Genomic DNA, 21,698 nt, shown 5'->3' on the forward strand with positions numbered 1-21,698 from the left:
CGGGGCGCTTCCCGCGTCGAGTTCCGGACTCTATTGGCCTGCCACCGCTCACAGACCGTCCGCCCGGGAAACTTCCCTCCCCCGAGGGAACCGACGACACCTGGCGCCGGTTCCCGTCACCCTCTCCTCTTACCAGTCGCCACGCGACGAGGAGTTCGTCGTGAACTTACGCACGACGTAGATGAGTCCGCCGACCAGGGCGACGAAGACCAGCACCTTGAACAGCAGCCCGATCACGAATCCCACGACGCTGGCTATCACGCCGCCGAACACGACCAGGGCGATGACCGGCACCGCGATCCACTTCACCCACCACGGCAGACCCGCGAAGATCTCTCCCATCGCCCTTGTCCTTCTCTCCGCCCACCGGCCGCACGGCTCCCGTTGAGCCCTCCGGTCCCGCCAGGTCCTTTGATGTCCTGCCTCGATGCTAGGGCCGGCAGGGCGCCTCCCGGGGGCCCGGCAGCCCTTGTCCTCCCCTGACCGATCCCCTAGGGAATCCGGGGGAGGCGCAACCGAAAACCCCGAGCCCGCCGGTCAGTTCCCGGGCGGCGAGAACACCACGAGCACCCGCAGGTCCTCGCTGATGTGGTGGAACTTGTGGGCCACACCGGCCGGGACGTACACCACGCTGCCCCGAGCCACCTCGGTCGTCTCCATGCCGACGGTGATCGCGGCCCGGCCGCTGACGACGAAGTACACCTCGTCCTGGTTGTGCGGTTTCTGCGGATCATGCTCGCCCGCGTCCAGTGCGTAGAGACCGACCGACATGTTCCGCTCCCGCAGAAACTGCAGGTAGGCGCCGTCGTTGGCGGCGCGCTCCGCCTCCAGTTCGTCCAGCCGGAATGCCTTCATCGCTTCGTCGCCTCACGCCCGTACTCGTAACCGATCTCGTCTGCCACGATCAGACACATGATGAATTTCCTAGTCAAGACGCTCGCCAATGCCGGTGCCCTGGCAGTCGCCGTGTGGCTGCTCGACAAGATCACCCTTACCGGGGACAGCACCGCCAAGAAGGTCGGGACGCTGCTCGTGGTCGCGCTGATCTTCGGTCTGGTGAACGTTCTGGTCAAGCCACTCGTTCGGCTTCTGAGCCTGCCGCTGCTCATTCTCACGCTGGGTCTGTTCACCCTGATCGTCAACGCGCTGATGCTGTTGCTGACCTCGTGGCTGGCCGACAAGCTCGACCTGAGCTTCCATGTCGAGGGCTTCTGGACGGCCGTCCTGGGCGCCCTGATCATCTCGATCGTCTCCTGGGCCCTCAACGTCATCCTTCCCGACCGGGACTGAGCACCATGACCTACCGCATCTGTTTCGTCTGCACCGGCAACATCTGCCGCTCCCCGATGGCCGAGTCCGTCTTCCGGGCACGCGTCGTGGAGGCCGGTCTGGAAGGGCTCGTCGAGGTCGACAGCGCCGGCACGGGCGGCTGGCACGAGGGCGAGCCGGCCGACCCGCGCACCGTGGCCGTGCTCCGGGCACACGACTACGACGGTGCGCACGTCGCCCGGCAGTTCGAGCAGTCGTGGTTCTCCCGGCTCGATCTGGTCGTCGCACTCGACGCCGGCCATCTGACGGCGCTGCGCCGCCTCGCGCCCACCGAACAGGAGGCGGCGAAGGTGCGCCTGCTGCGTTCCTACGACCCCGACGCGGGCGACGACCTCGACGTCCCGGATCCGTACTACGGGGGCGCGGACGGCTTCGACGAGGTCCTTGAGATGGTGGAGGCGGCGAGCACGGGACTGCTCGCCGCGGTACGCGAGCACGTGGAAGGACGGGCGGCATGACTGATGCGGCAGGCGGTACGGGCACGGAGCGGGGCCTCGGTGAGGGCACGCGCGCGGTGCGGGCGGGGCTGCCCGAGCCGGTGAAGCATGAGCCGACCCTGCCGGGTCCGGTGTTCGCCGCCCACTTTCACCTGCCCGGCGACCCGACGGGAGGGTACGCCTACGGCCGCGACGAGAATCCGACGTGGACGCATCTGGAGCGGGCGATCGGCGAGCTGGAGGCGCCCGGGCAGGGGGACGCCGAGACCCTCGTGTTCGCCTCCGGGATGGCCGCGATCTCGTCGGTGCTCTTCTCGCAGCTGCGCGCGGGTGACGCGGTCGTCCTGCCCAGCGACGGCTACCAGGTCCTGCCGCTGGTGCGGCAGCAGCTGGAGGCGTTCGGCATCGAGGTGCGCACCGCGCCGACCGGCGGCGACGCCCAGCTCGACGTCCTGGACGGCGCGAAGCTGCTGTGGATCGAGACCCCGTCGAACCCCGGTCTCGACGTGTGCGACGTGCGCCGCCTCGCCGACGTGGCACACGCGCGCGGCGCCCTGGTCGCCGTCGACAACACGCTCGCCACGCCGCTCGGGCAGCGCCCTTTGGAGCTGGGCGCCGACTTCTCCGTCGCCAGCGGCACCAAGCAGCTCACCGGGCACGGCGACGTCCTCGTGGGCTACGTCGCCGGCCGCGACGCCGAGGCCATGGCCGCCGTACGCCGGTGGCGCAAGATCGTCGGGGCGATCCCTGGGCCGATGGAGGCCTGGCTCGCCCATCGGTCGATCGCCACGCTCCAGATGCGCGTCGACCGCCAGAGCGCCGGCGCCCTGGCGGTGGCCGAGGCGCTGCGCGACTGGCACGAGGACCTCGGGGTGCGCTACCCGGGGCTGAAGAGCGATCCGTCCCACAAGATCGCCTCCGAGCAGATGCACCGCTACGGCTGCGTGGTGTCGTTCACGCTGCCCAGCCGCGCGCGTGCGGACCGCTTCCTGGACCTCTTGCGGCTCGTGGACGACGCGACGAGCTTCGGCGGGGTGCGCTCCACCGCCGAGCGGCGGGGGCGCTGGGGAGGCGACGCCGTACCGGAGGGCTTCATCCGGCTGTCGGTCGGAGCCGAGGACCCCGCGGATCTGGTCGCGGACGTGCTGCGGGCCCTGGACGAGTCGGCGCGGTGACCGCCCGCCGGACGCCCGGTGAGGGATCCGGCTACGCCGATCGGACGGTCCGAGCCTCCCCCCTCGTGGCTCGGACCGTCCGCGGTTCTCAGCGCTAAGAACCGCGCGAACAAGGCTAGTTGACTCTCTGTCAGTGTCCAATCACAGTAGCGACAGAGACCTATCGACTTATTTATAGTTGGGCCCTGCCTCAGGGGTGGGAGCAGCGCACGGGAAGGGGTGGGCGCATCATGGATCTGGCCCTGCTGCGCACATTCGTGACCGTGCACCGGGCCGGCTCCTTCACCCGTGCCGCGGCGCTGCTGGGCCTGTCCCAGCCGGCCGTGACCTCCCAGATACGCACGCTCGAACGACAGCTGGGCCGCCCCCTCTTCCTGCGCCAGGCGCGTGGCGTGACGCCGACGACCACGGGCGACGAGCTCGCGCACAAGGCCGCCCCGCATCTGGACGCGCTGGTGGAGATCGCCGAGAGCGGACTGGACGACGAGTCCTCGCTCCGTACGCTGCACCTGGCCGGCCCGCCGGAGTTCACCGCCGAACGAGCACTGCCCGCGCTCGTGGAACTGGCCGGGGACGACGGCCAGGGGTTCGCCCTACGTGCCTCGTTCGGCAACGCCGAGGAGGCCCTGGAGGGGCTGGCCGCCGGACATCATGATCTGGCCATCAGCACCGCCCGCCCACGCGGCGCTCTGCTCAGCGCGACTGCACTCTGCGACGAGGAGCACGTCCTGGTCGCCGCGCCGCGCTGGGCCGAGGAGATCGACGCCGGGACCTTGCGCGACAAGGGCGCACCCGCCCTGGAGAACCTCCCCGTGGTGGAGGTGCACGAGTCCCTCCCGTTCGTGGCCCGCTACTGGGCCTCCGTCTTCGACTCCCGCCCGGCCGCCTCCGGCACCGTGATCGTTCCCGACCTGCGTGCCGTCCTCGCGTGCGCCGCCGCCGGTGCCGGGCTCGCGGTGCTGCCCCGCTATCTGTGCGGACCTGCCCTGGAGCACGGCGAGGTGGTCGCGCTGCATGAGCCGGCGGTACCGCCGCTGCGCACGTACTTCCTGGTCGTACGCACCGGAACGCTGGCGATGCCGCATGTCGCGAGGGCGCACGAGTGGCTCCAGCGGGCGGCCGCCGACTGGTGCTGAACGGGGCAACCGGGGGCTTCACTCACCGATACCCGGGAGTGACGATCCGCGATGTTTCACGTGGAACATCGCGGGCCACATTTCTCCCATGACCGTCCGACCCGTGGTCAAGCGCACCGCCCGCGCCGTTCTCCTGGACGGCGACGACCTCATTCTGATCAAGCGCACCAAGCCCGGCGTCGATCCCTACTGGGTCACCCCCGGTGGCGGGGTCGAGCCCGGTGACCCCACCGTCGTCCACGCCCTGCACCGCGAGGTGTACGAGGAACTCGGCGCCAAGGTCACCGATGTCGTGCCGTGCTTCGTCGACACCGTGGAGCACATCGGCGAGGACAGCGCCTCGACCGGGGTGAAGGTGCAGCACTTCTTCGTCTGCCGGCTGGAATCCATGGACCCGTCCCTGCGGCACGGCCCCGAGGTCGAGGAGCCCATGGGCGAGTACGAGATCGTGAGAGTGCCGTTCACCCGGGTCGGGATCGCCTCCGTACACCTCGTACCGCTGTCGCTGCGGCACTACCTCGACGGGAACATCGAGGGCGTACGGGCCATGCACGCGCCCGACCTCGGCTGAACCGACCACCGGGCCGGAGTCCGGCGCGTCCTGCATAGCCCCCTCGTCGCGGGGTCCCGCCGCACCTGTCAGCTGCCGGTGGCGACGAGTTCCTCCACCGAGTCGTGCCGTATGCGCGTGGACGGGACGCCGATGTCCCGGAGCGCGTGCACGCCGCTGCGGATCATGCCGGGAGGGCCGGAAAGGTAGGCGTCGTACTCGGTCCAGGGACCGTACTCCCTTATCGCGTCGGGGAGCTGGAGGTGCGACTGCTGGTCGATGATCGCGCGGACGGAGAGCCAGGGGTGGGCCTGCTGAAGCCGGAGCATCGTGTCGATGTCGTACAGGTCGTGGTCGGTACGGGCGCCGTAGAAGACCTCGACCGGCCGCCGCTCGCCGTGCTCGGCGACGTCCTCGACCAGGGCCTTGATCGGCGCGATACCGGTACCGCCGCCCAGGCACAGCAGCCCGCTGTCCGTGGTGTGGTCCACGGTCATCGACCCGGCCGGCGGGCCGAGGCGGATGACGTCGCCGGGCCGGGCACGGTGGACCAGGGCGTTGGAGACCCAGCCCGCCGGGACCGCCTTCACATGGAAGCTGAGCAGGCCGTCGGAACGCGGCGCCGACGAGAAGGAGTAGTGCCGCCAGACGCGCGGCCACCACGATGTCTCCAGGCTCGTGTACTGCCCGGCGAGGAAGGGGTAGGGCTGGTCGGGGCGGACGGTGACGACCGCGACGTCAGGGGTCCTGAGGTCGTGCGAGACGACCTCCGCGTACCACCACGCCGGGGAGCGGAGCTCGTCGGCGGCCGAAGCGTCGATCATGACCTGGGAGATCGTCGTGTACGCCCGGACCCAGGCCGCCTCCGTCTCGTCGTTCCAGACGGACTCGGCGTACCGGCTCAGCGCGCCGATCAGGCACTCGCCCACGGCCGGATAGTGGTCGGGCTGCGTGCCGTACTTACGGTGGCCACGGCCCAGGTTCTGCAGGTAGGGAACGAGCACGTCACTGTTGTCGATGTGCTCGGCGGCCGTGAGCAACGCCTTGAGCAGGCGGTCCCGCTGTGCGTCCATCGCGGCGGGGAAGAGGGGGCGCAGGTCGGGGTGGCGTACGAAGAGCAGGGCGTAGAAGTACGAGGTGACCTTGTCCGCGACGGGGGCGACAGTGGCCATGGTGCGCCGGATGAGGACCGCGTCCGGGGAGGCGTCCCGAGGGGAACCGGAGACGGACGGCTCTGCGCGCGGGGCCGGGTCGGCGGGCGCGGCTTGCGGGGCGGGGGCGGCCTGAGGGGGCGCGGCCGGGGCGGAGGGGTGTGATGCCGGGGTCGGTGCGGGTGAGGCCGTAACAGGCGCGTGAGGGGCCGCGGCGGGGGCGTGAGGGGCCGCGGCCGACTCGGCGTGCGGAGCCGGTGTCGTGTGCGGAGCCGGTGCGGCGGAAGGGCTGCCGCCTGCTGTGAAGAGCGACGGCTCGGTGTGGTCTGCCGGGGCCGGACGCTGTGAGGGCACGCGACGCGGGGCGGGTGGGGCCTCGGTGGCGGTGGTGGCGCGCTGGTCGTACGGCCGGGCTTCGGTGCGGGTCGGGGGCGGCGCGGGCGTCGACACGGCCGCCCGGCTTATTCGTTCATGGTCCGCCGCGACCTCGGCGGCGCCCTGCGCGGTCGACGTGCCCATGGCACCCGACGGGACTGCGTGCGAGGGCTCTGTCTCCGTCTCCCGCGCCCACGGGGCGGGCGCCTGGGGCCTGGAGAGGGCCTCGGTGACGTACGGCCGGGCGAGCGGCTCTTCGGCTTCGGGATGCCCTTGCGGCTCGGGCCGGCGCGAGGCGGGGTGCGGTTCGGCCTGATCCGCCGGGCCGCCCGTTTCGGTGCCGGGCGCAGCCCTGCCCACCGTGCGCATGCCGGCCAGGCGGCTGCCCTCCGGGGCTTCCCGATCGGTTCCCTGCACCGGCGCCGGCTGTTTGCGCGGCGTGAACCAGCCGCCTCCACCGTCCGAAGTGCCGTTGTCGGCCGACTTGGTGGTCGGAGCGTCCATGGTGTGCCTCGCCTCGAACATCTTTCGGTCGGTCTGCGCACTTCCTCAGTCGGAAGATGCCTGCTTCCTCCGCAGCCGGTTGCTTTCCCCGTTCGGCGTCGCGGCCCGTGCAGCCATAGTCAACTCTTGTTCCCGATGCGTACGGACAAGTAGAGGGAGAGTGTGACATTGGCCGCAGTGTTCTCGCCACAGCGTCCCACTTCCCGTGGACGCCCGGCCGCTTGACCGAGAATGCGGGTCTTCGATCTCTCCGTCCCGTTAGGCTGCATTGCCCTGCTCTCGGTTCCGACGGGAAGAGTGCTCCGTCTTCCACACGGGAACCGGAGTCGACCCTACCGGCCCCCGGCCCGCACACAAGTCCCCCCTTGCACGCCCACGAATTTGACTATGGGGAGATCCAGCGATTCCCCCAATTACTGGGCGTGCCGCACCAATTCATAGGCATCCCACAGATCCCTCCCCGCATACGAGTGCGTCGCCAGACCGGCCAGTTGCCGATCCGCATTGACGGCGACGGATACCGGGACGACCCCGAACAGTTCCTTGTCCGAGGACGAGTCCCCGTAAGCGACACAGTTCGCCCGTGTCACCCCGAACGCCCGGCACAGGCGGTCGGCGATGAGCACCTTGGCCGCGGCATTGAGCACCCCGGCGGGGTCCAGCGGTTGGGTGAAGGGCACGGCAGGGAAGAGCGAGCCGTGCGCGGCATGAGCGCCCCAGGTGGTGAGCCGTTCGACGAAGAACGAGGGGGACAACGACACCACCGCGCAGTAGTCGCCCCGGCGCCGGATCTCCGCCCAGACGTCTCGGATTCGATTCAGCCAAGGCGCTCCGTCGAAAGCGGCCAGCACATGCGCTTCCGTGAGTCCGGCCCACATCGCGTGCACGCGATGCGCATACTCCGGCGGGCCGATCAGTCCCGCCGCGATCTCCCGTTCGAGCGCCACCGTCTCGGCTTCCAGTCCGAGTTGTCGCGAGATCTCCAGGGGCGCGGTGCTGCCGTGGAGCAATGTCCCGTCGAGATCGAAGAGATGAAGTCTCGCCATGACACCGGAGGCTAGTGGGCCGAATCGCCGCCTTTTCGAGACACGTCCGAACGGACCGTCCGATACCCGATCGCGGGACTGATGGACGCTCGCCGTTCGCCGATGTTTCACGTGAAACACCACGCGCTCGTCCATGTGTCCGGCCGCATCACACGAGTTGGCCAAAAGGGCGTACGTCTCTGCCGAAACAGGTGGACGTCAAGGGCACCGGTCAGACAGCCTGACCTGCGTGCCTACTCCTTCCCTCGCTGCACTGCCGATCCGCCGCCTGACCCGTCGCGACCTCGACGTCTGCGCCGACTTGTCCGAGGACCGGGGGTGGCCGCGCGAGGAACACAAGTGGGGCTTCCTCCTCACCGCCGGGAAGGGATACGGCATCGACGACCCTCAGGGAGGGCTCGTGGCCGCCTGCGCGGTCACCGAGTACGGGCCACAGGAACGCCCCGAACTGGGAGCCGTGGGAATGGTCCTGGTCGCCGAGCGACACGCACGCCAGGGCATCGGGCGCCGGTTGATGCGGCATGTGGTGTCACTGATGGGCACCACGCCACTGACACTGCACGCGACCCCGAACGGACAACCGCTCTACGAAGAACTCGGCTTCAAGACAACCGGCCGCGCGGAGATGCTGCGCGGCTTTTTCATGCCCGGTGGACCTGAGCCCAGGGTGGCTACCCGTCCGGCGACCGGCGAGGACCTGCCCAAGATCCTCCGGATCGACGCCGAGGTGTTCGGTGCCGACCGCACACACATCGTCACGCGCCTGCCCGCCTTCGCCGATCAGGTCCGGGTCGCCGAGGAGGACGGCCGGATCATCGGCTACGCGGCCGTCTGGCCCAACATGGAGACACATGTCGTGGGCCCGCTCATCGCCCGCGACACGGAGACCGCGAAGGCCCTGATCGCCTCGCTCGCCGCTCATACCGATCGCCCGCTGCGCACGGACATCGACGTACGGCACGAGGAGCTGCTGGCCTGGGCGAAGCAGCGCGGGCTGGAATCGGTGGCCTTCAACTCGGTGATGACGTACGGGGTGCCGGAACTCCCGGGTGACTGGCGACGGCGCTTCGCCCCGCTGACGGTCGCGGCCGGCTGACTTGCGCACGGCACGGCAAGGACGCCGGTCCGCGAGGGGACCGGCGTCCTGACCCGACGCGCTCAGGCGCTGTCAGACGAGCGCTGTCAGACAAGCGTCTCCACGGCGGCCGTGGCGAAGCCGTGGTCCTGCTCCGGCGCGCCGCCGCCCACTCCGATCGCCCCGATCAGCCGACCGTCACGGTGGACCGGCAGGCCGCCCGCGATGAAGAGCAGCGGCCGGTCGAGCGCGGTCTGCAGGGAGTGGAACGGCCCGTCGGGCTTGACCACGTCGACGAGGTCGGCGGTCGGCGCGTTCAGCTGCAGGGCGGTGTACGCCTTGCGGGTGCTGGTCTCGCCGGAGATCAGCACGGCCTGGTCGTCGCGTCGGAAGGCGAGCAGATGCCCGCCGGCGTCCAGAACGGTCACACTGACGGTCGCTCCGGCGGCCTCGGCGGCCCGGCGGGCGGCGCTGACGAGTACCTCGGCGTCCTGGGTAGTCAGGGGTGCGACGGCGGTGGTGGTGCTCATTTCGTGTCTCTCCTTGCGTGTGTTGCCGGTGAGGGGGTAGGCCGGGCGGCGCGGGGACGGCCCTGGCCCCGCGAGGACCCGGCAGGTCAGTGACGGACGGCCGGTCGTTCCTCGACGGGGGCACCGGCCGCGACGAGGGCGCTGGCGGTGCCGCCGCGACGCTCCAGGGTGGCCGAGAGGACGGCGAGGACCAGCGCGGCCGCTGCCAGGACGGCGCCGACCCAGTTCGGAGCCGTGTAGCCGAGCCCGGCCGCGATGACGAGGCCGCCGAGCCAGGCCGAGAGGGCGTTGCCCAGGTTGAAGGCGCCGATGTTCACGGCGGACGCCAGCGTCGGGGCGCCGTGTGCCTGGTCGAGGACGCGCTTCTGCAGCGGCGGGACGGTCGCGAAGCCCAGGGCGCCGATCAGCGCGATGCTGACGGCCGAGAGGATCTTGTCGTGCGCCGTGAGCGTGAAGAGCGCGAGGACGACCGCGAGCGCGCCCAGGGAGACGTACAGCATCGGCATCAGGGCCCGGTCGGCCAACTTTCCGCCGACGAGGTTGCCGGCCACCATGCCGAGGCCGAAGAGCACCAGCAGCCAGGTGACGGAGCCGTCGGCGAAACCGGCGACGTGGGTCATCATCGGCGCGATGTAGGTGATGGCCGCGAAGACACCGCCGAAGCCGAGGACGGTCATCGCCATGGCGAGCAGGACCTGGACGTTCTTGAACGCGGCCAGTTCGTGCCGCAGGTGCACGCCTTCCGGCTTGGGCGTCTCCGGGACGAGCTTGGCGATCCCGGCCAGGCCGACGACACCGAGCGCGGCGACGACGGTGAAGGTGACGCGCCACCCCAGGGACTGCCCTACGAGCGTGCCCAGCGGGACGCCGACGACGTTGGCGACGGTCAGGCCGGTGAACATCATCGCGATGGCTCCGGCCTTCTTGTCCGGGGCGACCAGCTCGGCCGCCACCACCGAGCCGATGCCGAAGAAGGCACCGTGGGCGAGCGAGGCGACCACCCGGCCGATGAGCATCACCGAGAAAGCGGGCGCGAAGGCCGAGAGCAGGTTGCCGACGATGAACAGTCCCATCAGCACCATCAGCATGCGCTTGCGGGAGATCTTGGTACCCAGCACGGTCATCAGCGGGGCACCGAACATCACACCGAGCGCGTAGCCGGTCACCAGGAAGCCGGCGGTCGGGATGGAGACCCCGAAGTCGGCCGCGACCTCGGGCAGCAAGCCCATGATCACGAATTCGGTGGTGCCGATTCCGAAGGCCCCGATCGCGAGGGCCAGAAGCGCGAGAGGCATGTGGGGATACACCTTCCCGGAAGATTGCAGGAGCGCTTTGCGTGCGTCCACAATAGTTGCACACGCGGGATATCTGCAACCGCCGACTATTGCGAGGCTGCTCTATCCTGGACGTAGCAGCTCCGGGACGGAGGAACCCATGACAGCGACGGACCCCGCACTCACCGCCCTCGCACAGGGCTGGTGCGCCCTCTCCCTGCTGCACGGGAGGATCGAGGCGCACATCGAGCGCGCCCTGCAGGCCCGACACGGCTTGAGCGTGCGCGAGTACTCCCTGCTCGACGTGCTCAGCCGACAGCACGACGGCGATGGCGGGCATCTGCAGATGAAGCAGGTCGCCGACGCGGTCGTCCTCAGCCAGAGCGCCACCACCCGGCTGGTGACCCGTCTCGAGGACCGTGGCCTGCTGGAGCGGTATCTGTGCCCCACCGACCGCCGCGGCATCTACACGAACGTGACCGAGGCGGGGCTGCAGCTGCTGGAGGAGGCGCGGCCGACCAATGACGCCGCCCTGCGCGAGGCGCTCGACGAGGCGGCGAAGGTTCCTGAGCTGGCTCCGCTGGTCCGGGTCGTGGAGTCGGTGAACGTGCCCGCATAGGGTGCGAGCATGGGAGATCTTGAAATACGAGCGGCGGTCACGGAGGACCTTCCCGTGATCGTCGGCATGCTCGCCGACGACCCGCTGGGCGCTCAGCGCGAATCACCGGACGACCTTGCTCCGTACCGGGTGGCACTGGAGCGCCTCGACGCCGACCCGAACCAGCATCTGGTCGTCGCCGTTCGACAGGACCGTGTCGTCGGCACCCTGCAGCTCACGATCATTCCCGGGCTGTCCCGGCGCGGAGCCACCCGGTCGATCATCGAGGGCGTCCGCATCCACAGCGACGAGCGGGGCAGCGGTCTCGGAACCCAGCTGATCGAGTGGGCCGTCGAGGAATCCCGCCGCCTGGGCTGCCAGTTGGTGCAGCTGACGTCCGACACCTCCCGTGTGGACGCACACCGCTTCTACGAACGGCTCGGCTTTACGGCGTCCCACGTCGGTTTCAAGCTCCAGTTCTGACGAAGGGCCATGTTTCACGTGAAACATGGCCCTCGTCGGCCGCCTGGGCTCCGACGCCTAGCCGATCCCCCGCCACCCCTCCGGGTCCACTCCACCCGGCACGTCCGCCTCCTCCTCGTAGGGCTGACGCGTGAAGACGAACGACCCGAGGTCCAGGTGGCTCAGGGAGCCGTCCGGCCGCCGTACCGGCTTCAGCAGCTCTCCGGCGTAATAGCCCTCCAGGCCCGTCCAGGTGCCGTCGCCGTTGGCCCGGAAGCGGGCGCCACGCCCCTTCCCTGACAGCGGCTCCAGCGACACCCCACCCCCGCTGGTGAGGCGCAGCCCGAAGGCGTACGTCCCCCAGTACCACTGGCCCGCCAACTCCAGGACGGTCGGATCGGCTTCGGGCAGCGGTCGCCACGGCTCAGGAATGCGCGGCTCGGCCTCGGCGACGATGCGCACGAGGTCGGCCCCCACCATCGACAGGAACGGACCGGAGGTGCAGTTGGCGAGCACCACCGCCGATACGTCGTCCGCCACGCCGAGGGTGAGATTCGCGAGGAAGCCGGGCAGCGATCCGGAGTGGCCCACGAGCAGCCGGCCGTCCCGTTGCTGGACCTGCAACCCGAGCCCGTACGACGCCCCGTCGGCGAGATCCGCGGCCTCGGCCGGAGCGGCGGGCGCCCGCATCTCGCGCACGGTCTCCGCGCTCAGCACCCGCTCGTCGCCCCTCGCGAGGAACACGGCGAACCGCGCCAAGTCCCCGGTCGTCGACCAGAGCTGCCCGGCGGGAGCCATGCGTCCGAGGTCCTCGGCGGGCTCCGGAAGCAGCACATCGGCCCAGGGATGCACCGCCCAGCCCCCCGCGTGCGGCGCGGACGGCTGCCCGCTGGTCCGGTTCAGGCCCAGAGGCTCGAGCACCTCGCGTCGCAGCACGTCTTCCCAGGGGGCCCCGCGCAACCTCTCCACGAGCGCCCCCAGCAGCGTGTAACCGGGGTTCGAGTAGTGGAAGCGCCGACCGGACGGATGCAGGAAGGGATGGTCACCGAGCACATCGGAAAGCTCCGGTCGCAGCGACCCCGGGCTGCGTTCCCACCAGGGTGCCGGGGACTCCGCGGCCAGTCCGCTGGTGTGCGCCAGCAGTTCGGCGACGGTGGCCTCGCCGGCGCTCGTGCCCGGCAGATGCTTCTCCAGCCGGGCACCGAGGTCGAGCAGCCCTTCGTCGCGCAGCCGCAGCACAAGAACCGCGGTGAAGGTCTTGGTGATCGAACCGATCCGGTACTGGACGTTCTCGTCCGGCACCTCACCCTCCACCGACGAACGCGCCCCGTGCCACACGACGCGTCCGTCCCGCACCACCGCCGCGACCATCGACGGGGCACGCCCCTCGGACTGCGCCACGGCGAGCCGGTGAAGCAGAGCCCGACGCGTACCGGGAAGCAACTCTTCCTGAGATGAAGTCATGCCCCCAGTCCATCCGCCCGGACGACGAACGTCGAGCACATTTCTCAGCGAACGGCAGCCGAGAGACAGCGACCCACCGGAGTCAGGCCTTCTCCGCGTCCGCGATCCTGTCCAGTTCACGCATGGCTTCGGCATGGGCACTCATCCGGCGGCTCAGACTGCCGGTGGTGAACAGGGCCACGCCGACAGCGGACACCGGCACGGACAGCGGGCCGCGTCGGTCTGTACCCGGAAACCGACGCGCGGAGACGCTGTACGGGCGCCAGCTGTGGCAGACGACGAGTCGTACGTCGAACAGCTCGGTCAGGTCTGGGCCATGTCCACGAAGCGTGAGTAGTGGCCCTGGAAGGCCACCGTGATGGTGGCGGTCGGGCCGTTTCGGTGCTTGGCGACGATCAGGTCCGCCTCGCCCGCGCGGGGCGACTCCTTCTCGTAGGCGTCCTCGCGGTGCAACAGGATCACCATGTCGGCGTCCTGCTCGATGGAGCCGGATTCACGCAGGTCGGAGACCATCGGCTTCTTGTCGGTGCGCTGCTCGGGACCACGGTTCAGCTGGGAGAGCGCGATGACCGGGAGTTCCAGCTCCTTGGCCAGGAGCTTGAGGTTACGGGACATGTCCGAGACCTCCTGCTGACGGCTCTCGGCGCGCTTGGAGCCGCCGGACTGCATCAGCTGGAGGTAGTCGATGACGACCAGGCGGAGGTCGTTGCGCTGCTTGAGGCGGCGGCACTTGGCACGGATCTCCATCATCGACAGGTTCGGGGAGTCGTCGATGTAGAGGGGAGCGGCGGAGACGTCGGGCATCCGGCGCGCCAGCCGCGTCCAGTCCTCGTCGGTCATCGTGCCGGAGCGCATGTGGTGCAGTGCGACACGGGCCTCGGCGGACAGCAGACGCATCGCGATCTCGTTGCGCCCCATCTCCAGCGAGAAGATGACGCTCGGCAGGTTGTTCTTGATCGACGCGGCACGGGCGAAGTCCAGCGCCAACGTCGACTTACCCATCGCGGGACGCGCGGCGATGACGATCATCTGGCCCGGATGCAGACCGTTGGTGAGCGAGTCGAAGTCGGTGAAGCCCGTGGGCACCCCGGTCATCTCGCCGGTGCGCGAGCCGATGGCCTCGATCTCGTCGAGCGCGCCCTCCATGATGTCGCCCAGCGGCAGGTAGTCCTCGCTGGTGCGCTGCTCGGTGACGGCGTAGATCTCGGCCTGGGCCCGGTTGACGATCTCGTCGACGTCGTCGTCGGCCGCGTATCCCATCTGCGTGATTCGGGTGCCGGCCTCCACCAGCCGACGCAGTACGGCCCGTTCGTGAACGATCTCCGCGTAGTACTCGGCGTTCGCCGCCGTCGGCACCGTCTGGACGAGCGTGTGCAGATACGACGCCCCGCCGACCTTGTTGATCTCACCGCGCTTGGTGAGCTCGGCGGCGATGGTGATGGGGTCGGCAGGCTCGCCCTTGGCGTAGATGTCGAGGATCGCCTGGTAGATCGTCTCGTGCGCGGGCTTGTAGAAGTCGTGTCCCTTGAGGATCTCCACGACGTCGGCGATGGCGTCCTTGGACAGCAGCATGCCGCCCAGCACGGACTGTTCGGCGTTGAGGTCCTGTGGCGGCACCCGCTCGAAGGACGAACCTCCCCCGCCCTCCCAGGAGTCGCTCTCCCGGCCCCGCTCGTGTTGTTCCTCTCTGCCTCGGCCGCCCTCCGGACGGCGGCGGGAGGGCAGACGATCGCTGGGACCGCTGTCGGCCCACGGGTCGTCCAAGGGCTCGGAAATGCTCACCGAGCCACCTCCTCCCGTCCGCCGAGCGGACCTCGCCGTGCCCCTCTTTTCTACGGCACGGCACTGACAACTAAGAGGCCCGGCTCCGGTTCTGACGCGTCGGTTTTGTGACGGTTCCACGAGCCGGCGGAGGGAGCGGGCGCCGGACCACGTTAGGCCCCCAAGCACCGTCAGCCAATCTGGTTATCCACAGGCCATGTGGACGACGGCCCCGATGCTGTGGAGAACTCCGCGAAACCTGTGCACGACACGGTGGACAGGCCTGTGAACAAGCCCGCACCACCTTCTGGTTAATGCCTCTGACCTGCATCTTTCCCGTCCACCGGCTGTGCAGAAGAAAAACTTCCCCAGTCGGCCCAAGATCGCTTCGAACAGCGCGCGACACTACGCTGAGCGACGAACTGAGTAAGGGTCACCCCGGCATTGCATCTCTTACCTGTGGAAGATTAGATTGGTGCTCATGACACAGGCTCCCGCGACCTCCCGGGCCGGCCGGCGACACCACGATCGAGAGATCGTCTCGCTGGCCGTTCCGGCTTTCGGCGCCCTGGTCGCCGAGCCCCTTTTCGTCCTCGCCGACAGCGCGATCGTCGGCCATCTCGGCACCGCTCAGCTCGCCGGACTCGGCATCGCGTCCGCGCTCCTCACAACCGCCGTCAGCATTTTCGTCTTCCTCGCCTACGCCACCACGGCGGCCGTGGCCCGTCGGGTCGGCGCCGGTGATCTGCCGGCAGCCATCCGCCAAGGCATGGACGGCATCTGGCTGGCCCTGCTGCTCGGGGCCGGTGTCATCGCCGTCGTCCTGCCCACGGCACCGTTCCTCGTGGAACTCTTCGGCGCTTCGGAGACCGCGGCCCCTTACGCGATCACCTACCTGCGGATCTCATCCCTCGGCATCCCCGCCATGCTCGTCGTCCTCGCCGCGACCGGAGTACTGCGTGGCCTGCAGGACACCAGGACTCCGCTCTACGTCGCCGTCGGAGGCTTCGTCGCCAACGGCGTCCTCAACGTACTGCTCGTCTACGGCGCCGGCTTCGGCATCGCCGGCTCCGCCTGGGGCACCGTGATCGCCCAATGCGCGATGGCCGCGGTCTACCTCGTGGTCGTCGTCCGCGGCGCCCGCAGACACGGCGCCTCGCTACGACCGGACGCCGCCGGCATCAGGGCGTCCGCACAGGCCGGCGTGCCCCTGCTGGTCCGTACGCTCTCCCTCCGGGCGATCCTGATGATCGCGACGGCCATCGCAGCGCGTCTCGGTGACGCAGACATAGCCGCGCACCAGATCATCCTCTCGCTGTGGAGCCTGCTGGCCTTCGCGCTGGACGCCATCGCGATCGCCGGGCAGGCCATCATCGGGCGTTACCTCGGCGCCGACGACCCCCAGGGAGCACGCGACGTCTGCCGCCGCATGGTGCAGTGGGGGATCGCGGTCGGCCTGGTCCTCGGAGTCCTCGTCATCGTGTCCCGCCCGGCCTTTCTGCCGCTGTTCACCAGTGACTCCACCGTGAAGGACGCCGCGTTCCCCGCCCTGTTGGTGGTGGCGCTCTCCCAGCCGATCTGCGGAGTCGTCTTCGTCCTGGACGGCGTACTGATGGGCGCCGGCGACGGCCCCTATCTCGCCTGGGCGATGCTCGTCACCCTGGCGGTCTTCACACCCGTGGCGCTCCTGATACCCACCGTCGGAGGAGGGCTCACCGCACTCTGGGTGGCCATGACGCTGATGATGACGGTCCGTCTGCTCACCCTGTGGCTCCGCACCCGCTCGGGCCGCTGGCTCGTCACCGGAGCGACCCGCTGAGCAAACCGCTGGGGAAGCGGGCGGAGTTGCACTCGCCTCGGTGTTTCACGTGAAACACCGCCGATTGCCGATGTTTACCGCCGATTGCCGATGTTTCACGTGAAACGCCCGACGACACCACGCGAGTGGGGCCGCACCCCGAAGGGTGCGGCCCCACTCACTGCTTCAGCGAGCGCCGCACTCAGGCGGCGACGACCTCGACGTTGACCTTGGCGGCAACCTCGGGGTGCAGACGCACGGACGTCTCGTGGGCGCCCAGCGTCTTGATCGGCGAACCGAGCTCGATGCGGCGCTTGTCGACGTCGGGGCCACCGGCAGCCTTGATCGCCGAGGCGACGTCGGCCGGGGTGACGGAACCGAAGAGACGACCGGCGTCGCCGGAGCGAACGGCCAGACGGACCTTGACGCCCTCGAGCTGGGCCTTCACCTGGTTGGCCTGCTCGATGGTCTGGATCTCGTGGATCTTGCGAGCACGACGGATCTGCTCGACGTCCTTCTCGCCACCCTTGGTCCAACGGATAGCGAACTTCCGCGGGATCAGGTAGTTGCGAGCGTAACCGTCCTTGACGTCGACGACGTCGCCCGCGGCACCGAGGCCGGAGACCTCGTGGGTGAGGATGATCTTCATGAGTCGGTCACCCTTCCCTTATCGCGCGGTGGACGTGTAGGGCAGCAGCGCCATCTCACGGCTGTTCTTCACGGCCGTGGCGACGTCACGCTGGTGCTGCGTGCAGTTGCCGGTCACGCGGCGGGCACGGATCTTGCCGCGGTCGGAAATGAACTTCCGCAGCATGTTCGTGTCCTTGTAGTCCACGTACGTGACCTTGTCCTTGCAGAAAGCGCAGACCTTCTTCTTCGGCTTGCGCACAGGCGGCTTCGCCATGGTGATTCTCCTGTGTGATCAAGAAGTGTGGGTGGGCCCACCTTCGGCCGTGAGGCCTAGAAGGGGGGCTCGTCCGAGTAGCCGCCACCGCTGCCGCCGGAGCCACCGCCCCAGCCGCCGCCACCGCCGCCGCCCTGGTTGCCACCGGCGGGAGCGCCGGTCGCCCAGGGGTCGTCGGCAGGAGCGCCGCCGGCCTGCTGGCCGCCACCGGGGCCACCGCCCCAGCCGCCGCCACCCTGCTGGCCGCCACCGCCACCGCCGCCGTAACCGCCCTGGCCACCTCGGCCGGCGGTCTTGGTGACCTTGGCCGTGGCGTTGCGCAGGCTGGGGCCGACTTCCTCGACGTCCAGCTCGAAGACCGTGCGCTTGACTCCCTCACGGTCCTCGTAGGACCGCTGCTTCAGCCGGCCCTGCACGACGACGCGCATGCCTCGCTGGAGCGACTCGGCGACGTTCTCCGCCGCCTGGCGCCAGACCGAGCAGGTCAGGAACAGGCTCTCGCCGTCCTTCCACTCGTTGGTCTGACGGTCGAAGGTCCGGGGCGTGGACGCGACGCGGAACTTCGCGACCGCCGCACCGGAGGGGGTGAAGCGCAGCTCGGGGTCGTCGACAAGATTGCCGATGACCGTGATGACGGTCTCGCCTGCCATGGGGGAACCTCTCGGCGGGTTTGCTGCTGGCTGCTGGTGGTGCTACTCGAATCCCGGGATCAGCTGAGCGAGAGCTCAGTGGGTCTCGGGACGGAGGACCTTGGTCCGGAGGACCGACTCGTTCAGGTTCATCTGGCGGTCGAGCTCCTTGACGACCGCAGGCTCGGCCTGCAGGTCGATGACCGAGTAGATGCCCTCAGGCTTCTTCTTGATCTCGTACGAGAGACGACGACGGCCCCAGGTGTCGACCTTCTCGACCTTTCCGCCGCCGTCACGGACGACAGAAAGGAAGTTCTCGATCAGCGGGGAGACAGAGCGCTCCTCGAGATCGGGGTCGAGGATGACCATCACCTCGTAGTGACGCATGTGGAACCCACCTCCTTTGGACTCAGCGGCCACGGTCGTTCCGTGGCAGGAGGGTCGTGATGCGTAGCAACGGTATCGGCCACCACTGACAGTCGGAGGCCCTTGTCGGGGCTTCCTGCCAGGGCCTGGGCAGACACCGGTGCGGACGGTACAGAGTACCCGCACAGCGGCTTCCGGTTGAAATCCGGCCGTGGTGCCCGTCAATCTGTACACGTCGGGTGTGTATGGCGCTACGATGCGCCGTTTTCCGCAGGAGGTGCCCCATGGCACAGGCTTTGCGACCCAACACCGCCGGATCCCTGCTCGCCACGGACGGAAAGCGGCGTCCCCTCCAGGACACGCTGCTCTGGGTGACCGCGGTCCTCGGGGTAGCCGCGTTCGTGACGGCGATGTTCGACAACCTTCATCTGATCAGCTCCTGGGCCGGTCTGGTGGGCATCCTCACCGGTGCCTACGGCCAGTGGATCTCGGAGACGACGCGCGCACGTTTCGCACTGGTGATGGGCCTCGGCGCCTCGGCCATCGGCTTCTTCCTGGGCATGGCCCACGGAGGACTCTTCGGCGGTCTCTGACCCGTCCGGCCCCCTGCCCTCCGACCGGACGCCGAGCCCCCCAGGGCCCGGAGCGCACCGCCGCGGCCACGCCCGCCGCGGCGAAGGTGACGCACGCCCAGTGAGGGCGCTCGTGGGGCGCAGTAGGCTTCGGCGCGAGAGCCGGAGCCCCTGAACCCATGGGGACACACCAGCCCGAGGAGCGCCCCGAATGAGCCTGACCCTGAGGACCATCAGTCGAGAGCAGCATCTGGCTTATATCCAGAGCCTGCCGTCGGCTAGCCACATGCAGGTCCCGGCCTGGGCTGACGTCAAGGCGGAGTGGCGTTCCGAGAACCTCGGCTGGTTCGACGAGCGGACGGGCGAGCTCGTCGGCGCGGGGCTGGTCCTCTACCGCCAGCTGCCCAAGATCAAGCGCTACCTCGCCTACCTTCCCGAGGGCCCGGTCATCAACTGGTTCGCGCCGAATCTGGACGACTGGATCCAGCCGATGCTGGCCCACCTCAAGCAGCAGGGTGCCTTCTCCGTGAAGATGGGCCCGCCGGTGATCATCCGGCGCTGGGAGGCCACGTCCATCAAGAGGGGCATCCAGGACCCGGACGTCAAGCGCCTGCGCGACATCGAGGCCGACTTCATCGAGCCGCGCGCCTTCGAGGTCGCCGACAAGCTCCGTCGGATGGGCTGGCAGCAGGGCGAGGACGGGGGCGCCGGCTTCGGTGACGTGCAGCCCCGCTACGTCTTCCAGGTGCCGCTGGCGAACCGCTCCCTGGAAGAGGTCCACAAGGACTTCAACCAGCTGTGGCGCCGCAACATCAAGAAGGCCGAGAAGGCCGGCGTCGAGGTCGTCCAGGGCGGCTACCAGGACCTGGAGGAGTGGCAGCGGCTGTACGAGATCACGGCGGTGCGCGACCACTTCCGGCCCCGCCCGCTGTCGTACTTCCAGCGCATGTGGACGGCCCTCAACAGCGAGGACCCGAACCGCATGCGGCTGTACTTCGCCCGCCACAACGGCGTGAACCTGTCGGCGGCGACGATGCTGATCGTCGGTGGGCACGTCTGGTACTCCTACGGCGCCTCGGACAACATTGGCCGTGAGGTCCGGCCCTCGAACGCGATGCAGTGGCGGATGCTGCGCGACGCCTACGCGCTCGGCGCCACCGTCTACGACCTGCGCGGCATCTCCGACTCGCTGGACGAGTCCGACCACCTCTTCGGGCTGATCCAGTTCAAGGTCGGCACCGGCGGGCAGGCGGCCGAGTACCTCGGCGAGTGGGACTTCCCGCTGAACAAGTTGCTCCACAAGGCGCTCGACATCTACATGTCGCGTCGCTGAGCGGCGCCGGCGGAACCCACCGCCGGCCTGGGCAGCTCAGCTCGCTGCCCCACCCCCGACCACCGCAGCTGACTCACCGCAGCCACCAGAAAGGTTCCAGGTCCGGCCATGGCGCTCACGCTCTACGTCGACACCGCGCGCTGGCGGGCGCACCACAAGCACGTGCAGGAGCAGTTCCCGGGTCTCGTCCCGGTCTGCAAGGGCAACGGCTACGGCTTCGGACACGAACGCCTGGCGGAGGAGGCCACGCGTCTGGGCTCGGACGTCCTCGCCGTCGGCACGACGTACGAAGCCGCGCGCATCAAGGACTGGTTCGGCGGCGACCTGCTGGTGCTGACGCCGTACCGCCGGGGCGAGGAGCCCGTGCCGCTGCCGGACCGGGTCATCCGCTCGGTCTCGTCGATCGACGGCGTGTACGGCCTCGTGGGTGCCCGCGTCGTCATCGAGGTGATGTCCTCGATGAAGCGGCACGGCATCAGCGAGCAGGACCTCGCGCAGCTGCACTCCGCAATCGAGAACGTCCGGCTGGAGGGCTTCGCCATCCACCTGCCGCTGGACCGCACCGACGGCTCCGACGCCGTCGAGGAGGTCATCGGCTGGATGGACCGGCTGCGCGCCGCCCGGCTCCCGCTGCACACGATGTTCGTCAGCCACCTCAAGGCCGAGGAACTGGCCCGGCTGCGGCAGCAGTTCCCGCAGACCCGTTTCCGTGCCCGTATCGGCACCCGGCTGTGGCTCGGGGACCACGACGCCACGGAGTACCGCGGCGCCGTGCTGGACGTCACCCGCGTCGCCAAGGGCGACCGTTTCGGCTACCGGCAGCAGAGGGTGGCCTCGGACGGCTTCCTGGTGGTCGTGGCGGGCGGAACGTCGCACGGGGTGGGCCTGGAGGCCCCCAAGGCGCTGCACGGCGTCATGCCGCGCGCCAAGGGCGTCGCCCGCGCCGGCCTCGCCACGGTGAACCGGAACCTCTCGCCGTTCGTCTGGGGCGGCAAGCAGCGCTGGTTCGCCGAACCCCCGCACATGCAGGTGTCCATCCTGTTCGTGCCGTCGGACGCCCCGGAGCCGAAGGTCGGTGACGAGCTGGTGGCCCATCTGCGGCACACCACCACGCAGTTCGACCGCATCGTCGACCGCTGACGGCGGCCACCCGCCCCGACAGACCGAAAGGCCGTACACGCCGTCCGCGGGTACGGCCTTTCCCGTGGGTGCGCCCCGAAGGTCTGTTC

At 69.3% G+C, this 21,698-nt stretch carries 24 protein-coding genes; 12 read left to right on the forward strand and 12 right to left on the reverse strand.

Annotated features, from left to right (window positions below; all coding sequences use genetic code 11):
• Nucleotides 1–129: 129 nt before the first annotated feature.
• Nucleotides 130–342, reverse strand: coding sequence for a DUF5326 family protein (locus tag ACZ7LV_RS29380; RefSeq protein ID WP_401674938.1), 213 nt, complete (start codon nt 340–342; stop codon nt 130–132).
• A 195-nt stretch (nt 343–537) separates the two neighbouring features.
• Complete coding sequence (locus tag ACZ7LV_RS29385) at nt 538–855, reverse strand: cupin domain-containing protein (protein WP_401674941.1); 318 nt, start codon at nt 853–855, stop codon at nt 538–540.
• A 57-nt stretch (nt 856–912) separates the two neighbouring features.
• Between ACZ7LV_RS29385 and ACZ7LV_RS29390 the strand changes: the two genes are divergently transcribed.
• From ACZ7LV_RS29390 to ACZ7LV_RS29410, 5 genes are all read left to right on the forward strand, one after another.
• Nucleotides 913–1,290, forward strand: a complete 378-nt coding sequence (locus tag ACZ7LV_RS29390; RefSeq protein ID WP_471943670.1) for a phage holin family protein — start codon at nt 913–915, stop codon at nt 1,288–1,290.
• A 5-nt stretch (nt 1,291–1,295) separates the two neighbouring features.
• Nucleotides 1,296–1,787, forward strand: coding sequence for a low molecular weight protein-tyrosine-phosphatase (locus ACZ7LV_RS29395; RefSeq protein ID WP_471943672.1), 492 nt, complete (start codon nt 1,296–1,298; stop codon nt 1,785–1,787).
• A complete protein-coding gene (locus tag ACZ7LV_RS29400; RefSeq protein WP_471943674.1) occupies nt 1,784–2,941 on the forward strand; it encodes a cystathionine gamma-lyase in 1,158 nt (385 codons plus the stop codon). Before ACZ7LV_RS29395 ends, ACZ7LV_RS29400 begins: the two co-directional genes overlap by 4 nt.
• 230 nt (nt 2,942–3,171) lie before the next feature.
• Nucleotides 3,172–4,077, forward strand: coding sequence for a LysR family transcriptional regulator (locus tag ACZ7LV_RS29405; RefSeq protein ID WP_471943676.1), 906 nt, complete (start codon nt 3,172–3,174; stop codon nt 4,075–4,077).
• A gap of 88 nt (nt 4,078–4,165) precedes the next feature.
• On the forward strand, nt 4,166–4,648 hold the full coding sequence (locus ACZ7LV_RS29410) for an NUDIX domain-containing protein (protein WP_471943678.1): 483 nt from the start codon (nt 4,166–4,168) through the stop codon (nt 4,646–4,648).
• A 68-nt stretch (nt 4,649–4,716) separates the two neighbouring features.
• Here ACZ7LV_RS29410 and ACZ7LV_RS29415 read toward each other — a convergent pair whose 3' ends face one another.
• Together ACZ7LV_RS29415 and ACZ7LV_RS29420 are read right to left on the reverse strand one after the other, a co-directional pair.
• Nucleotides 4,717–6,297 (reverse strand): globin domain-containing protein, encoded by a 1,581-nt coding sequence (locus tag ACZ7LV_RS29415; protein WP_471943977.1) that lies wholly within the window; start codon nt 6,295–6,297, stop codon nt 4,717–4,719.
• 773 nt (nt 6,298–7,070) lie between these two features.
• Nucleotides 7,071–7,703 carry an HAD family hydrolase gene (locus ACZ7LV_RS29420; RefSeq protein WP_471943680.1) on the reverse strand — a complete coding sequence of 211 codons (633 nt, stop codon included), beginning with the start codon at nt 7,701–7,703 and terminating at the stop codon, nt 7,071–7,073.
• Nucleotides 7,704–7,932: 229 nt separating this feature from the next.
• On the opposite strand from ACZ7LV_RS29420, the gene ACZ7LV_RS29425 reads away from it, so the two are divergent.
• On the forward strand, nt 7,933–8,799 hold the full coding sequence (locus ACZ7LV_RS29425; protein ID WP_471943682.1) for a GNAT family N-acetyltransferase: 867 nt from the start codon (nt 7,933–7,935) through the stop codon (nt 8,797–8,799).
• An 86-nt stretch (nt 8,800–8,885) separates the two neighbouring features.
• Here ACZ7LV_RS29425 and ACZ7LV_RS29430 read toward each other — a convergent pair whose 3' ends face one another.
• Entirely contained in the window at nt 8,886–9,308 is a 423-nt protein-coding gene (locus ACZ7LV_RS29430) for a GlcG/HbpS family heme-binding protein (protein WP_471943684.1), read from the reverse strand.
• Between the two features lie 86 nt (nt 9,309–9,394).
• Entirely contained in the window at nt 9,395–10,603 is a 1,209-nt protein-coding gene (locus tag ACZ7LV_RS29435; RefSeq protein ID WP_471943686.1) for an MFS transporter, read from the reverse strand.
• Between the two features lie 139 nt (nt 10,604–10,742).
• Here ACZ7LV_RS29435 and ACZ7LV_RS29440 point away from each other — a divergent pair, with 139 nt between their 5' ends.
• Together ACZ7LV_RS29440 and ACZ7LV_RS29445 are read left to right on the forward strand one after the other, a co-directional pair.
• The gene (locus tag ACZ7LV_RS29440; protein WP_471943688.1) at nt 10,743–11,201 is read left to right on the forward strand and encodes a MarR family winged helix-turn-helix transcriptional regulator; all 459 of its coding nucleotides are present in this window, start codon (nt 10,743–10,745) and stop codon (nt 11,199–11,201) included.
• A 9-nt stretch (nt 11,202–11,210) separates the two neighbouring features.
• Entirely contained in the window at nt 11,211–11,663 is a 453-nt protein-coding gene (locus ACZ7LV_RS29445; RefSeq protein WP_401674969.1) for a GNAT family N-acetyltransferase, read from the forward strand.
• Between the two features lie 57 nt (nt 11,664–11,720).
• Here the strand turns inward: ACZ7LV_RS29445 and ACZ7LV_RS29450 are convergent, their stop codons facing one another.
• Both ACZ7LV_RS29450 and dnaB read right to left on the reverse strand, forming a co-directional pair.
• A complete protein-coding gene (locus ACZ7LV_RS29450) occupies nt 11,721–13,106 on the reverse strand; it encodes a serine hydrolase domain-containing protein (RefSeq protein WP_471943690.1) in 1,386 nt (461 codons plus the stop codon).
• 303 nt (nt 13,107–13,409) lie between these two features.
• On the reverse strand, nt 13,410–14,888 hold the full coding sequence (dnaB, locus tag ACZ7LV_RS29455) for a replicative DNA helicase (RefSeq protein ID WP_471943692.1): 1,479 nt from the start codon (nt 14,886–14,888) through the stop codon (nt 13,410–13,412).
• 460 nt (nt 14,889–15,348) lie between these two features.
• Here dnaB and ACZ7LV_RS29460 point away from each other — a divergent pair, with 460 nt between their 5' ends.
• The gene (locus ACZ7LV_RS29460) at nt 15,349–16,686 is read left to right on the forward strand and encodes an MATE family efflux transporter (protein WP_471943694.1); all 1,338 of its coding nucleotides are present in this window, start codon (nt 15,349–15,351) and stop codon (nt 16,684–16,686) included.
• A 181-nt stretch (nt 16,687–16,867) separates the two neighbouring features.
• Here ACZ7LV_RS29460 and rplI read toward each other — a convergent pair whose 3' ends face one another.
• From rplI to rpsF, 4 genes are all read right to left on the reverse strand, one after another.
• Nucleotides 16,868–17,314: a 50S ribosomal protein L9 gene (rplI, locus tag ACZ7LV_RS29465; protein WP_471943696.1), complete on the reverse strand. Its 447-nt coding sequence runs from the start codon at nt 17,312–17,314 to the stop codon at nt 16,868–16,870.
• Between the two features lie 18 nt (nt 17,315–17,332).
• Nucleotides 17,333–17,569, reverse strand: coding sequence for a 30S ribosomal protein S18 (gene rpsR / locus ACZ7LV_RS29470; protein ID WP_003949403.1), 237 nt, complete (start codon nt 17,567–17,569; stop codon nt 17,333–17,335).
• A 56-nt stretch (nt 17,570–17,625) separates the two neighbouring features.
• On the reverse strand, nt 17,626–18,219 hold the full coding sequence (locus ACZ7LV_RS29475) for a single-stranded DNA-binding protein (protein WP_401674998.1): 594 nt from the start codon (nt 18,217–18,219) through the stop codon (nt 17,626–17,628).
• Nucleotides 18,220–18,294: 75 nt separating this feature from the next.
• Nucleotides 18,295–18,585: a 30S ribosomal protein S6 gene (gene rpsF, locus ACZ7LV_RS29480; protein ID WP_019324683.1), complete on the reverse strand. Its 291-nt coding sequence runs from the start codon at nt 18,583–18,585 to the stop codon at nt 18,295–18,297.
• A gap of 263 nt (nt 18,586–18,848) precedes the next feature.
• Here rpsF and ACZ7LV_RS29485 point away from each other — a divergent pair, with 263 nt between their 5' ends.
• From ACZ7LV_RS29485 to ACZ7LV_RS29495, 3 genes are all read left to right on the forward strand, one after another.
• Nucleotides 18,849–19,157 carry a hypothetical protein gene (locus ACZ7LV_RS29485; protein ID WP_471943698.1) on the forward strand — a complete coding sequence of 103 codons (309 nt, stop codon included), beginning with the start codon at nt 18,849–18,851 and terminating at the stop codon, nt 19,155–19,157.
• Between the two features lie 190 nt (nt 19,158–19,347).
• Complete coding sequence (gene femX / locus ACZ7LV_RS29490; protein ID WP_471943700.1) at nt 19,348–20,469, forward strand: peptidoglycan bridge formation glycyltransferase FemX; 1,122 nt, start codon at nt 19,348–19,350, stop codon at nt 20,467–20,469.
• Nucleotides 20,470–20,577: 108 nt separating this feature from the next.
• A complete protein-coding gene (locus ACZ7LV_RS29495) occupies nt 20,578–21,609 on the forward strand; it encodes an alanine racemase (RefSeq protein ID WP_401675005.1) in 1,032 nt (343 codons plus the stop codon).
• Nucleotides 21,610–21,698 lie beyond the last annotated feature (89 nt).

Source organism: Streptomyces sp. NPDC107562, assembly GCF_055657325.1.